Genomic DNA, 13,412 nt, shown 5'->3' with positions numbered 1-13,412 from the left:
AGCGGCGCGGCCACCGCCGACGCTCAACCTCAGCCGTCCACCCCACCCGACCAGGAGGTCACCCGTGGACACCACCTTCTTCTCCACCGACATCACCGACCTGCCCGAGGCCACAACGCCCGAGGTGCTCGAGCTCGGCGACGGCGACGAGCTGCATCTGCGACCCGGCCCGGTCGCTAAGCGCCTGGGTGACGCCACGGTGCGAATGCTCGGCTACAACGGCTCGGTCCCCGGCCCCACGCTGAAGGTCCGGCAGGGCTCGGAGGTCGTCGTGCACGTCCGCAACGACACCGACCTCGACACCACGGTGCACTGGCACGGGCTGCGCCTGGAGAACCGCTTCGACGGGGTTCCGCACGAGACCCAGGCACCGATCCCGCCGGGCGGCGAGTTCACCTACCGCATCCAGTTCCCCGACCCGGGCCTGTACTGGTACCACCCGCACATCCGCGAGGACGTCACCCAGGAGCTGGGCCTCTACGGCAGCATCCTGGTCGAGCCGGCCGAGCCGGACTACTGGCCGCCGGCGCACCGCGACGTCGTGCTGTCCCTCGACGACCTGCTGATCGAGGACGGCGTGATCGCCCCGTTCAGCCGCACCGAGACCAACTACGCGGCGATGGGCCGCTACGGCAACGTGATGCTCACCGGCGGCGAGACCGCTCCGGCGTTCACCGCGAAGAGCGGCGAGGTGGTGCGGCTGTGGCTGACGAACACGGCCAACAGCCGCGTCTTCCGGGTCGATGTGCCCGGAGCGCGGATGAAGCTGGTCGGCGGGGACAGCGGCCGGATGGAGCACGAGCAGTTCGCCGACGACGTGGTGCTCGCCCCCTCGGAGCGGGCGGTCGTCGACGTGCTGTTCGACCGGGCGGGGGAGTTCGCGCTGGAGCACCGCACGCCGAACCGGACCTATCGGCTGGCGGCGATCACCGTCACCGGTGAGGTCGCCGAGCCACCACTGCGCGAGCAGTTCGAGGTGCTGCGCACCGCGCCGGAGCTGGCAGCGGAGCGCGAGCGGCTGGAGTCGTGGCTGGCCGCGCCGCCGGACAAGGTCCTGGCCATCGTCGCCGAGATGGACGACCCCGGTGCGGCCGCGGCGGCCGGCCAGGTGACCTACGCCTGCCCGATGCACCCCGAGGTGGTCAGCGACCAGCCGGGGCGCTGCCCGAAGTGCGGCATGAAGCTCATGGCCACCGCGCCGGCGGTGACCTACGCCTGCCCGATGCACCCCGAGGTGGTCAGCGACCAGCCGGGGCGCTGCCCGAAGTGCGGCATGAAACTGATGGCGACGGCCGGCGCCACTGCGGGCCACGACATGGAGCACGGCCACGACATGGGCCACGGTGCGCATGCCGCGGAGACGTCCTCGACGGCTCACGACGCAACTCGCGCGCACGCCCACCACCACGATTCCGCCACCGCCGACGGGATCGAGTGGGAGGACGAGATGGCCGAGATGAACCGGGTCACCACCACCGAGACGATGCGCTGGAAGCTGCTGGACCGCACCGCCGGCGGCGACGGGCTCCCCGTCGACTGGCGGTTCACCGCCGGAGACCGGGTCAAGATCCGGCTGGTCAACGAGATGGACTCCGACCATCCGATGCACCACCCGTTCCACATCCACGGCGCCGGCCGCTTCCTCGTCCTGAGCCGGGACGGGGTGCCCGAGGCCAACCTGGTGTGGAAGGACACCGTGCTCATCCCGACCGGGCAGACCGTCGACATCCTGCTCGACGTCACCAACCCCGGCCTGTGGATGGCGCACTGCCACATCGCCGAGCACATGCACTCCGGGATGATGTTCAGCTTCACCGTCGACCGGGCGGCGACCCCGTGACCGCCCCGGTCGAGCCGTTCGACGTCGTCGTCGTGGGCGGTGGGCAGGCCGGCCTGGCCGCCGCCTGGCACCTACGCCAGCAGGGCATGCAGTTCCGGGTCCTGGAGGCGGCAGTCGAACTCGGGCACACCTGGCGCACCCGGTGGGAGTCGCTGCGGCTGTTCACCCCGGCCGAGCACGACGCGCTGCCCGGCCGGCCGTTCCCGGCGCCGGCCGGCACCTATCCGGGCAAGGAGGCGGTCACCGACTACCTGCGCGACTACGCCGCTGCCTTCGACCTGCCGGTCGAGCTGAACGCTCGGGTCACCGGGCTGCAGCGCACGAACGGCGGGTTCCGGCTCGACACCGCCGACCGGACGTACACCGCCCGGGCGGTCATCGTGGCCACCGGCCCGTTCCAGACCCCGTTCGTGCCACCGCCGGCCGCCGGGCTGGATGCCTCGGTGACCCAGGTGCACAGCGCCGAGTACCGCAGCCCCGACGCCCTGCCCGCGGGCCCCGCGCTGGTCGTGGGGGGTGGCAACTCCGGTTTCCAGATCGCCGAGGAGCTGGCCGCGACTCGGCCGGTGGAGTTCTCGGCCGGCTCGGCCTACCCGGCGCTGCCGCAGCGCCTGCTCGGCCGCGACCTGTTCTGGTGGCTGACCCGACTGGGCCTGATGCGGGTGACCGCCGGGTCCCGGCTCGGCCGCCGGATGCAGGCCCGCGGCGAGTTCCTCATCGGCAGCAGCCGGCGCGGCCTGCGGCGGGCAGGCGTGCGGTTCCGGCCCCGGCTGGTCGACGCCACCGGCCGCACCGTGCGGTTCGCCGACGGCACCAGCCGCGAGGTGGGCGTCGTCGTCTGGGCGACCGGCTACCGGCCCGACCACACCTGGATCGACATCCCCGGCGTGCTGCGCGACGGCCGCATCGCTCACGACCGCGGCGTCACCGAGGTGCCCGGGCTGTACTTCCTCGGCCTGCCCTGGCAGCACACCCGCGGCTCGGCGCTGCTGGGCTTCGTCGCCGACGACGCCGCCCACGTCGCTGCCCATGCGGCCCGCACGGCCGCCGCGCTGCACAGCGGCCAGGTGCCCGGGCCGCGGGGTGCGCCCGATGCGCAGGCGGCCCCGCCCCACGTCCGGAAGTGACGCCGAGCATCGGAAGGAGACCGCCATGCCCCGCAACGAGAAGGTCCTCGCATTTCCGGTCTACCCCGGCATGACGCCGCTGGACCTGATCGGTCCGCTCACGGTGCTGAAGACGCCCGGCATCGGGGGCGCGCGCTACCGCACCGTCGTGGTCGGCGAGCGCGCCGAGGCGCTGGCCACCGATACGCCGCTGCAGCTGCAGCCGACCGCCACCTTCGCCGACGTGCCGAACCCGTGGGCGGTGATCGTGCCCGGCGGCGGCGCGTCCACCCTGGCCGCGGCGGAGGACGAGGCGCTGCTGTCCTACGTCGGCTCGGCCGCTGCTGCGGCGGAGGTCGTCGGCTCCACCGGCAACGGCGCGCTCGTCCTGGCCGCCGCCGACCTGCTGCGCGGCAAGCGGGCGGCCGTCCACTGGGCCTACGCCGAGCCGCTGGAGAAGCTGGGCGCGATCCCCGCCACCGAGCGGTGGCTGGCCGACGGCCGGCTGCACACCGCCGCCGGCGGAACGGCCGGCATCGACATGACTCTGCCCCTCCTGGCGCGGCTGCGCGGCAAGGCCGTCGCCCGGCTGGGCCAGCTGTCCGCGGAGTACGACCCCCAGCCGCCGTTCGGCCGGGTGGAGCCGGACCTCGCCGACGAGGACCTCGCCCGGATGCTGCGCGACCCCGCCGGCGTCCCCACCGCCGTTCCCGAGGGAGGCGATGAGCGGCTCATCGCGTTCGTGCTCTACCCGGGGCTGACCGTGCTCGACATGGTCGGCCCGCTGCAGGTGCTGACCATGGTGCAGCGGCTCGCGCCGGGCTACCGGACCGTGGTCGTGTGGGCCCGCCGCGAGCCGGTGCCCACCGACGTGGGTGTGCCGGTGATCCCGGACCGGACGTTCGAGGAAGTCCCGCACCCGGCGATCGTGCTCGTGCCGGGGGGCGCGCTGCCCACCATCCGCGCGATGAGCGACCCACTGGTGCGTGACTACGTGCGCTCCGCCGCCGCCTCGGCCGAGCTGATCACCTCGGTCTGCACCGGCTCGCTGATCCTCGGCGCGGTCGGCCTGCTGGATGGACGCGACGCCACGACCAACTGGTTCTACTCCGACGTCCTCGAGAACCTGGGCGCCACCTACCACCAGCGCAGATGGGTCGAGGACGGCAACCTGCTCATGTCCGCCGGGGTGTCGGCCGGTATCGACATGGCCCTGCACCTCGCGGCCCGGCTGACCGGCGAGGCCACCGGCCGCCGGGTGCAACGGGCCATCGACTACGACCCGCAGCCGCCCTGGGGCGGCATCGACTACGCCCGCATCCCGCCGCTGCCGCGCGCCATCCGCGGCGCGATCGGGCTGACCGCGCCGGCGATCGCGGCCAGGAGCAAGCGGCTGACCCGGACCGGCCGCTGAGCTCGTCGCCTTCTCGGGGCGGCCCGGGACCAGCCGTCTACGGACCGTCCGGGCCGAGGCCCGGCAGCAGCCGCTTCCGGGCGCCAGGTCCGGGCTGCGACATCGGCGGAATACCCCCTGGGGGTACTGTTGTTCGCGCGGTCATCCGGTTCCGACGGAGGGAGTGGCAGTGCCGACGGAACAGACGGTGGTCATGGAGCTCGCCGGTGTGCACTGGGCGTCGGAGAAGTCGGTTGCCGAAGCGGTGCTCGGCCGCCGGCCGGGCGTGCTGAGCGTCGAGGCCAACCCCGTTGCCCAGACAGCGACGGTCACCTACGACCCCACGCGGACCTCGGTGGCCGACCTCGCCGCCTGGATCCGCGACTGCGGTTACCACTGCGCCGGACAGTCGGTGCCCCAGCACGTGTGCGACCCCGCGGTCGAGCCGCAGCCCCACGGCCCGGCCGGCCACCACGACGGCCACCGGCCGGCGGCGGACACCGGGGGAGCGCCGCACGAGCACGGCAGCCACGAGGCGGGACCCGGCGGTCACGCCGGGATGACCCCGCAGGAAGCGATGGGCCACGGCGGGCACCACGCCGGCATGTCGATGGACGACATGGTCCGCGACATGCGCAACCGGTTCCTGGTGGCGGCGCTGTTGTCGGTCCCGATCCTGCTGTGGTCACCGATCGGCCGGGAGGTGCTCGGCTTCACCGCGCCCGCGCCGTTCGGCCTGCGCGACGACGTCTTCTCGCTGGTCCTGTCGCTGCCGGTGATCTTCTACTCGGCCTGGATCTTCTTCGACGGCGCCTGGCGGGCGCTGCGGGCGAAGACGCTGGACATGATGGTGCTGGTCGCCGTCGCGGTGGGCGCCGGCTGGATCTACAGCCTCGTCATCACGCTGACCGGGGGCGGCGAGGTGTTCTACGAGGCCGCCACCGTGCTCACCGCCTTCGTGCTGCTCGGGCACTGGTTCGAGATGCGGGCCCGCGGCGGGGCGAACGACGCGATCCGCGCGCTGCTGGAGCTGGCGCCGCCGCGTGCGGTGGTGCTGCGCGACGGGCAGCCGGTGGAGGTGCCCACCGTCGAGGTGGTCGTCGGCGACCTGCTGCTGGTCCGGCCGGGCGCGAAGATCCCCGTCGACGGGACGGTGGAGGACGGCGACTCCGAGGTCGACGAGTCGATGGTCACCGGCGAGAGCCTGCCGGTGCACAAGGCGCCCGGCGCCGAGGTCATCGGCGCCTCGGTCAACACCACCGGCACGCTGCGGGTGCGGGCGAGGAAGGTCGGTGCCGACACCGCGCTGGCGCAGATCGTCCAGCTGGTGCAGCAGGCGCAGAACTCGAAGGCGCCCGGTCAGCGGCTGGCCGACCGGGCCGCGTTCTGGCTGGTGCTCGTCGCGCTCCTCGGCGGCGGCCTCACCCTGGCGGTGTGGCTGCTGGCCGGGGCCTCGTTCGCCACGGCGATGCTGTTCGCGATCACCGTCGTGGTGATCACCTGCCCGGACGCGCTCGGCCTGGCGACCCCGACGGCGATCATGGTCGGCACCGGCCTGGGTGCCCGGCGGGGCGTGCTGTTCAAGAACGCCACCGCACTCGAGGTCTCGGCCCGGATCGACACCGTGGTGTTGGACAAGACCGGCACACTGACGAAGGGCGAGCCGGAGGTCACCGACCTCGTCGTCGACGGGATGGACGCCGGCGACGTCCTGGCCCTGGCCGCGGCGGTGGAGCGGGAGTCGGAGCACCCGCTGGCCGCCGCCGTGGCCCGGCACGCCGACGACCTCGACGTGCCGGCGCTGACCGCCACCGGGTTCCGCAACGTGCCCGGCCACGGGGCGGCCGCCGAGGTGGCCGGACGACGGGTACTGGTGGGCAACGCCAAGCTGATGGCCGACGAGGGCGTCGACCTGGGGACGCTCGGCGCGCGCCGGGACGAGCTGGCCGACGGTGGCCGCACCGCCGTCCTGGTCGCCGTCGACGGCCGCGCCGCCGGCGTGCTCGCGCTGGCCGACGCCCCGCGCGAGACCTCGGCCGCCGCGGTGGCCGCGCTGCACGAGGCAGGTGTGGAGGTGGTCATGCTCAGCGGAGACAACGAGGCCACCGCAAGGCGCATCGCCGGCCAGCTGGGCATCGACACCGTCATCGCCGAGGTCCTGCCCGGCGACAAGGCCGCGAAGATCGCCGAGCTGCAGCGGGCCGGCAAGCGGGTCGCGATGGTCGGCGACGGCGTGAACGACGCCCCGGCGCTCGCGCAGGCCGACCTCGGCATCGCCATCGGCGCCGGCACCGACGTCGCCATCGAGACCGCCGACGTCGTCCTCATGCGCTCCGACCCCCTCGACGTGCCCACCGCGCTGACCATCGGCAGGGGCACGCTGCGCAAGATGCGGCAGAACCTCGGCTGGGCCGTCGGCTACAACGCGATCGCGCTGCCCATCGCCGCCGGCGTGTTCGAGCCGGCCTTCGGGCTCGTGCTACGGCCGGAGATCGCCGCGTTGTCGATGTCGGGCTCGAGCTTCCTGGTCGCGGTGAACGCCCTGCTGCTCAAGCGGCTCCCCCTGCCCGCCCCAGAGGCACCCGCGGCGACCGCGACCACAGCGACCACTCCGCAGCCGGTGTCCCGCTGAGCCCGGAGGCGGGTTCCCAGCATTCGTTCGCGCGCGCACCGGTGAGGGAATGTGGGATGCATGCCGAACCGTCTCGCCGGCGCGACGAGCCCCTACCTGCTGCAGCACGCGGACAACCCGGTCGACTGGCGGGAGTGGGGTGAGGAGGCCTTCGCCGAGGCCCGGGAGCGCGACGTCCCGCTGCTGATCTCCATCGGCTACGCCGCCTGCCACTGGTGTCACGTCATGGCGCACGAGTCGTTCGAGGACGAGGCGACCGCGGCCCAGATGAACGAGAACTTCGTCTGCGTCAAGGTCGACCGAGAGGAGCGCCCGGACGTCGACAACGTCTACATGACCGCCACCCAGGCGCTGACCGGGCACGGCGGGTGGCCGATGACCGTCTTCGCCACCCCGGACGGCCGGCCGTTCTACTGCGGCACGTACTTCCCGCCCCGGCCGGCCCACGGCATGCCGGCCTTCCGGCAGCTGCTCACGGCCATGGCCGACGCCTGGCGGACCCAGCGCGACCAGGTCGAGACCGCCGGCGGTCGCGTCGCCGCCGCGATCTCCAACCGGCTCGAGCTCGAGCCCGCACCCCTGTCGGCGGAGCTGCTGGACCGGGCGGTCGACGCTCTCCAGGGCAGCTACGACCAGCGCGCCGGCGGCTTCGACACCGCGCCGAAGTTCCCGCCGTCGATGGTGCTGGAGTTCCTGCTCCGCCACTCCGCCCGCACCGGGAACGACCGCGCGCTGAGGATGGCCCGCGGCACCCTCGAGGCGATGGCCCGCGGCGGCATCTACGACCAGCTCGCCGGCGGCTTCGCCCGGTACTCGGTCGACGCCGGCTGGGTGGTGCCGCACTTCGAGAAGATGCTCTACGACAACGCCCTGCTGCTGCGCGCCTACACGCACCTGTGGCGGGCGACCGGCGACGGCTGGGCCCGCCGCGTCGCCGACGAGACCGCCGCCTTCCTGCTGCGCGACCTCGCCACCCCGGAGGCCGGCTTCGCCTCGGCGCTGGATGCCGACACCGAGGGGGTGGAGGGGCTCACCTACGTGTGGACGCCGGACCAGCTCGTCGAGGTGCTCGGTGCGGACGACGGCCGGTGGGCCGCCGAGGTCTTCCGGGTGACCGCCGCCGGCACCTTCGAGCACGGCAGCTCCACCCTGCAGCTGCTCGCCGACCCCGAGGACGCCGACCGGCTGGCCGACGTCCGGCGCCGGTTGTTCGAGGCGCGGGCGCGGCGGCCGCAGCCAGCCCGCGACGACAAGGTGGTGACCGCCTGGAACGGGCTGGCCATCGCGGCGCTGGCCGACCACGGCGTCCTCACCGGCTCGGCGGAGTCGATCGCCGCCGCCCGGCGCGCCGCCGAACTCCTGGCGGGGACGCATTGGGTCGACGGGCGGCTGCGCCGGGTCTCCCGGGAAGGCGTCGCCGGTGCCCCGGCGGGCGTGCTCGAGGACTACGGCGACCTGGCCGAGGGGCTGCTCGCCCTGCACCAGGCGACCGCCGACGGCCGGTGGCTGGAGCTGGCCGGGGACCTGCTCGACGTCGTCGCCGAGCAGTTCGTGGACGCCGACGGCTGGCACGACACCGCAGCCGACGCCGAGGCCCTGGTGCACCGGCCCTACGACCCGACCGACGGCCCGACGCCGGCCGGGGTCGCGGCCGCGGCGGGCGCCGCCGTGAGCTACGGCGCGCTCGCCGGGTCGCCGCGGCATCGGGAGCTGGGCGAGGCCGCGCTGGCCGGGCTGGCCCGGCTGGTGGAGCGGGCGCCGCGGGCGGCCGGCTGGGCCGCGGCGGTGGGGGAGGCGCTGCTCGCCGGGCCGCTGGAGGTGGCGGTGAGCGGGCCGGCCGGGCCGGAGCGGGACGCGCTCGCCGCGGCGGCGCGGGCGTCCACCAGTCCCGGTGCGGTGGTCGTCGTCGGTGAGCCGGACACCCCGGGCGTGCCGCTGCTCGCCGACCGGCCGCTGGTGGGTGGCCGACCCGCCGCCTACGTCTGCCGCGGCTTCGTCTGCTCCGCGCCGGTCACGGACGTGTCCGCTCTGAGCGCAGCGATGGCCCCTTCCTGACCCCTATCCACCCGGCTTACCGTGTAACTGTGTAATCAACACGGATGCCGGGAGGGTGTCATGCACGCACATCGATTCGCCGGCGGCCCGTTCGGCCGGGAGTTCGGCCGCGGCTGGGGCGGCCGCGGCCGCGGGTTCGGCGGCCGGGGACGCGGCGCCGAGTCGTCGCCGCCGGTCGACCGCGCCGAGGTCGCCGGATGGCTGGCCGGCCGGCTGCCCGATGGCTGGTTCACCGGGCCGGTCGAGCTGGTCATCGACCGCGACGAGATCACCGTGATCGGCACGCTGGCCGAGCCGGAGGCCGGCGAGGGTGATCCGGCCGCCGCGCGCGCCGGCCGGATCGCGCGGTTCCGCGAGGAGACCCGCGAGCAGCGGATGGCCATCCACGACGCCGCGCAGGAGCGCTACGGCCGGTCGGTCGCGTGGGGCGCGGTCTGCGGCGACAACCGGGAGGTGTTCACCAACCTGTCGGTGCCCGTCATGACCCGGCTCCGGCAGCCCGAGCGGCTGGTGCTCGACACCCTGGTCGACGCCGGGGTGGCGCGCTCCCGCTCCGAGGCGCTGGCCTGGGCGGTCCGGCTGGTCGGCCAGCACGCGGAGGAGTGGCTGGGCGAGCTGCGCGACGCCATGGCCTCGGTCGAGGAGGTGCGCTCCCGCGGGCCGAATCTGACCTGACCTGCGACGCTGCCGGCATGGCCGATCTGGCAGTGCTGCGGACGGCGCTGGGCGACCTCGCCGCCGTCCTGGAGTCGGTGACCGAGGAGGAGAGCCGGCGGCCGTCGGGGTGCCGGGGGTGGCGCGTCCTCGACCTCGCCTTCCACCTGGTCGAGGACGCCCACCGCGCGCTGGTCGACCTCAACAGCCCGGCCGTGGGGCCGGCCGACACCGACGCCGTCGAGTACTGGCGGCCGGGCCGGCCGTCACCGCACGACGGCGAGGACGCGGTGATCGCGGCCGGCGTCCGGGAGGACATCGCCGACCTCGCCCGCCGGCACGCCGACGCCTGCGCGGCGGTGCTCGTCGCGGCGGAGCGGGTGCGGCCCACCGACGTCGTCCGCGGTCAGGGAGCGGCGATGACCGTCGCCGACGAGCTGTCGCACTACGTGGTCGAGGCCGCGATCCACCACCTCGACCTGATCGCACACCTCGACCGGCCGGGACCGGCCGAGGCGCCGCTGGCGGAGGTGCGCCGGGTGCTCGAGGGCCTGCTCGGCGGGCCGTTGCCCGCCGGGTGGGACGACGCCACCGCGGCGCGCCGGGCCACCGGCCGCGAGCCGCTGTCCGGCGCCGACCGTGCCGAGCTGGGCGCGCTCGCCGACCGGATCCCGCTGTTCGGCTGAACGTCGGGAACACTGGGGCGCGTGCCAGCCAGCGCCGCCGCCGAGCCGACCTCCACCGACGTCCTCGTCGTGGGCGCCGGGCCGGCCGGCTCGGCCGCGGCCGCCTGGGCGGCGCGGGCCGGGCGCGACGTCGTCCTGGCCGACGCGGCGGTCTTCCCGCGCGACAAGGCCTGCGGCGACGGGCTCACCCCGCGGGCGATCGCCGAACTCGACCTGCTCGGCCTGGGGGAGTGGGTGCGCAAACGCGGCCGCAACCGGGGTCTGCGCGCGGCCGGGTTCGGCCAGGAGCTGCTGCTGCCCTGGCCCGGCGGCTCGCTGCCCGACCACGGCGGCGCGGTGCCGCGCACCGAGCTCGACGCCCGGATCCGCGAGGTGGCCCTGACCGACGGCGCCGTCCCGGTGGAGGGCGCGCGCGCCGTCGACGTCGAGCGGGACGGCGACCGCGTGACGGGCGTCGTCCTCGAGCGCGGCGACGACCGGACGACGATCCGCTGCGAGCGCCTGGTCGTCGCTGACGGCGCGCGCTCCCCGCTGGGCCGGGTGCTCGGCCGCGAGTGGCACCGCGACACGGCGTACGGGGTCGCGGCGCGCGGCTACATCCGCTCGGGCCGCAGCGACGACGAGTGGATCTCCTCGCACCTGGAGCTGCGCGGCGTCGACGGCGAGCTGCTGTCCGGCTACGGCTGGGTCTTCCCGCTCGGCGACGGCGAGGTGAACATCGGCGTGGGCACGCTGGCGACGGGGAAGCGTCCCGCCGGTGTGCAGCTGCGCACGCTGATGGGGGCCTACGCCGAGAGCCGTCGCGAGGAGTGGCAGCTCGACGGCGACGTCCGCGCCCCGGCGTCCGCCCTGCTGCCGATGGGCGGGGCGGTGTCCGGCGTCGCGGGGCGCAACTGGGCCCTGGTCGGCGACGCGGCCGGCTGCGTCAACCCGCTCAACGGCGAGGGGATCGACTACGGCCTGGAGACCGGCCGCGACCTGGCCGGGCTGCTCGACGAGGAGGACTGGTCGCAGGCGTGGCCGGCCGTCCTGCGCCGCAACTACGGGGCGGCGTTCTCCATCGCCCGCCGCCTGGCCGGCCTGCTCACGCTGCCCCGGCTGTTGCCGGCGGCGGGACCGGTCGGCATGCGCTCACGGGTGCTGATGACGATCGCGCTGCGGGTCATGGGCAACCTGGTCACCGAGGAGGACGCCGACGTCGTCGCGCGCGTGTGGCGCCGGGCCGGGGCCTGGTCCACCCGCCGCGACGCCCGCCCACCCTGGACCTGAGCTTTTTCGGGCAAATGCACGGTGCTTCAGCCCGAAAAAGCGCGTCACGCGACGAACGGGGAGTTGTACATCGCGAAGTAGACGGCGATGTAGTGGCAGATCGCGGCCACGATGGTCATCGCGTGGAAGACCTCGTGGTAACCGAAGACGCCGGGCCACGGGTTGGGCCTCTTCATCGCGTAGGCCACGCCGCCGAGCGTGTAGAGGACGCCGCCCGCCGCCAGCAGCACCAGCGACGTCACCCCGGCGATGTGCAGGATGTCGGTGAGCACGAAGACGGCGACCCAGCCGAGCCCGATGTACAACGGGACGCCCACCCAGCGCGGGGCGGTGGGCCAGCTCAGCTTGAGCGTGACGCCGGCCAGTGCGCCGGCCCAGACGATGCCGAGCACCCAGTAGCCGGCCGGCTGGTCGACCGCCAGCAGCGAGAACGGCGTGTAGGTGCCGGCGATGAACAGGAAGATCATCGAGTGGTCGAGCCGCTTCATGATCTTCCAGCCGCGCGGTGACCAGCGGCCGCGGTGGTAGAGCGCGCTGATGCCGAACAGCCCGCAGATCGTCAGGCAGTAGACGGCCACCGAGAAGCCGGCCCGGGCGCCGAGCACCGAGGCGAGCGGGACCAGGACGGCGCCGGCGGCGATCGCGCCGAAGAACGCGAACAGGTGCAGCCAGCCGCGCAGCCGCGGGCGGGTGTCGGGGTGGTCCCAGTCGTCGTCAGCGAAGTCGGCGGCGGTCCACGTCCGCTCGACCTGCTCGCCCTCCTCGAGGACGGCGGTCACGGCCTGCCCGCGCGGCGCTTCCAGTTCTGCCTCGTCGGCCTCCACCCGGACGGGTTCCTGGTCAGGGGGCAGAACGCTCATGCACCGAGGTTACGAATCCGTAGGTCGGTCGGCACCACGAGCGGGCTGTGAGCTTGCTGCCACCCGCCGGCGGCATCGGCCGAGGTCGCGGGGCATGCCGGGGAACGGACCCGGCGGGGCCTACTGTGACCCCCGTGGGGGCGCGCCAGAGGGTCCGCGACGTACTGACCCGGGTGTACGAACGGCGCCTCGCCGGGGCGCTCGAGGGCGCGGACATCCCCCGTCACGTCGGCGTGATCATCGACGGCAACCGGCGCTGGGCCCGCTCGATCGGCCTGGACGACGTCAACGCCGGGCACCGCGTGGGTGCGGACAAGGTCGTCGACTTCCTCGGCTGGTGCGACGAGGCGGGCGTCGAGGTCGTCACCATCTTCCTGCTCTCCACGGACAACCTGTCCCGCGCCGAGCCCGAGCTCGTGCCGCTGCTGCGGATCATCGAGGGGGTCGTCGAGGACCTCTCCGCCGTCCACCGCCGCTGGCACCTGCGGGCGATGGGTGCGCTGGAGCTGCTGCCGGCCGAGACGGTCGCCGTCCTCAAGCAGGCCGAGGAGCTCACCCGGGACCGGCCGGGGGCGACGGTCAACCTGGCCGTCGGCTACGGCGGACGGCGGGAGATCGCCGACGCCGTCCGCTCGCTGCTGGCCGAGCACGCCGAGCGCGGCACGAGCCTCGACGAGCTGGTGGAGGTGCTCGACGTCGAGCACATCGCCGAGCACCTCTACACCCGCGGGCAGCCGGACCCCGACCTGATCATCCGCACCAGCGGCGAGCAGCGGCTCTCCGGCTTCCTGCTCTGGCAGACCGCGCACGCGGAGTTCTACTTCACCGACGTCTACTGGCCCGACTTCCGCCGGGTCGACTTCCTGCGGGCGCTGCGCGACTACTCCGCGAGACATCGCCGGTTCGGGAGCTGACAG

At 74.3% G+C, this 13,412-nt stretch carries 10 protein-coding genes; 9 read left to right on the top strand and 1 reads right to left on the bottom strand.

Annotation, left to right across the window (positions count from 1 at the left end):
- Positions 1-64: 64 nt before the first annotated feature.
- The 8 genes from ACWIYF_RS24345 (at position 65) to ACWIYF_RS24310 (ending at position 11,635) form a co-directional block, all read left to right on the top strand.
- Positions 65-1,840 (top strand): multicopper oxidase domain-containing protein, encoded by a 1,776-nt coding sequence (locus ACWIYF_RS24345; RefSeq protein ID WP_448625399.1) that lies wholly within the window; start codon positions 65-67, stop codon positions 1,838-1,840.
- Complete coding sequence (locus ACWIYF_RS24340) at positions 1,837-2,967, top strand: flavin-containing monooxygenase (protein ID WP_448625398.1); 1,131 nt, start codon at positions 1,837-1,839, stop codon at positions 2,965-2,967. Before ACWIYF_RS24345 ends, ACWIYF_RS24340 begins: the two co-directional genes overlap by 4 nt.
- Positions 2,968-2,992: 25 nt before the next feature.
- On the top strand, positions 2,993-4,360 hold the full coding sequence (locus ACWIYF_RS24335; protein ID WP_448625397.1) for a DJ-1/PfpI family protein: 1,368 nt from the start codon (positions 2,993-2,995) through the stop codon (positions 4,358-4,360).
- 169 nt (positions 4,361-4,529) lie between these two features.
- Complete coding sequence (locus ACWIYF_RS24330) at positions 4,530-6,971, top strand: heavy metal translocating P-type ATPase (protein ID WP_448625396.1); 2,442 nt, start codon at positions 4,530-4,532, stop codon at positions 6,969-6,971.
- Between the two features lie 60 nt (positions 6,972-7,031).
- Positions 7,032-9,026, top strand: a complete 1,995-nt coding sequence (locus tag ACWIYF_RS24325) for a thioredoxin domain-containing protein (protein WP_448625395.1) — start codon at positions 7,032-7,034, stop codon at positions 9,024-9,026.
- Between the two features lie 60 nt (positions 9,027-9,086).
- A complete protein-coding gene (locus tag ACWIYF_RS24320; RefSeq protein ID WP_448625394.1) occupies positions 9,087-9,701 on the top strand; it encodes a hypothetical protein in 615 nt (204 codons plus the stop codon).
- A gap of 17 nt (positions 9,702-9,718) precedes the next feature.
- Positions 9,719-10,366, top strand: coding sequence for a maleylpyruvate isomerase N-terminal domain-containing protein (locus tag ACWIYF_RS24315; RefSeq protein WP_448625393.1), 648 nt, complete (start codon positions 9,719-9,721; stop codon positions 10,364-10,366).
- A 21-nt stretch (positions 10,367-10,387) separates the two neighbouring features.
- On the top strand, positions 10,388-11,635 hold the full coding sequence (locus ACWIYF_RS24310; RefSeq protein WP_448625392.1) for a geranylgeranyl reductase family protein: 1,248 nt from the start codon (positions 10,388-10,390) through the stop codon (positions 11,633-11,635).
- Positions 11,636-11,679: 44 nt separating this feature from the next.
- Here the strand turns inward: ACWIYF_RS24310 and trhA are convergent, their stop codons facing one another.
- Positions 11,680-12,495: a PAQR family membrane homeostasis protein TrhA gene (trhA, locus tag ACWIYF_RS24305; RefSeq protein WP_448625391.1), complete on the bottom strand. Its 816-nt coding sequence runs from the start codon at positions 12,493-12,495 to the stop codon at positions 11,680-11,682.
- A gap of 134 nt (positions 12,496-12,629) precedes the next feature.
- Between trhA and ACWIYF_RS24300 the strand changes: the two genes are divergently transcribed.
- Positions 12,630-13,409: an isoprenyl transferase gene (locus ACWIYF_RS24300; protein WP_448625390.1), complete on the top strand. Its 780-nt coding sequence runs from the start codon at positions 12,630-12,632 to the stop codon at positions 13,407-13,409.
- Positions 13,410-13,412: the final 3 nt, after the last annotated feature.

It is taken from the genome of Geodermatophilus sp. URMC 64, from assembly GCF_053502555.1.
This window is presented reverse-complemented; position numbering and strand designations above follow the sequence as displayed.

What these genes read in the sequence shown, in the direction of transcription:
- ACWIYF_RS24320 (WP_448625394.1), top strand. Translation starts at nt 9,087, where the DNA reads ATGCACGCACATCGATTCGCCGGCGGCCCGTTCGGCCGGGAGTTCGGC.
- ACWIYF_RS24315 (WP_448625393.1), top strand. Translation starts at nt 9,719, where the DNA reads ATGGCCGATCTGGCAGTGCTGCGGACGGCGCTGGGCGACCTCGCCGCC.
- ACWIYF_RS24335 (WP_448625397.1), top strand. Translation starts at nt 2,993, where the DNA reads ATGCCCCGCAACGAGAAGGTCCTCGCATTTCCGGTCTACCCCGGCATG.
- trhA (WP_448625391.1), bottom strand. Translation starts at nt 12,495, where the DNA reads ATGAGCGTTCTGCCCCCTGACCAGGAACCCGTCCGGGTGGAGGCCGAC.
- ACWIYF_RS24325 (WP_448625395.1), top strand. Translation starts at nt 7,032, where the DNA reads ATGCCGAACCGTCTCGCCGGCGCGACGAGCCCCTACCTGCTGCAGCAC.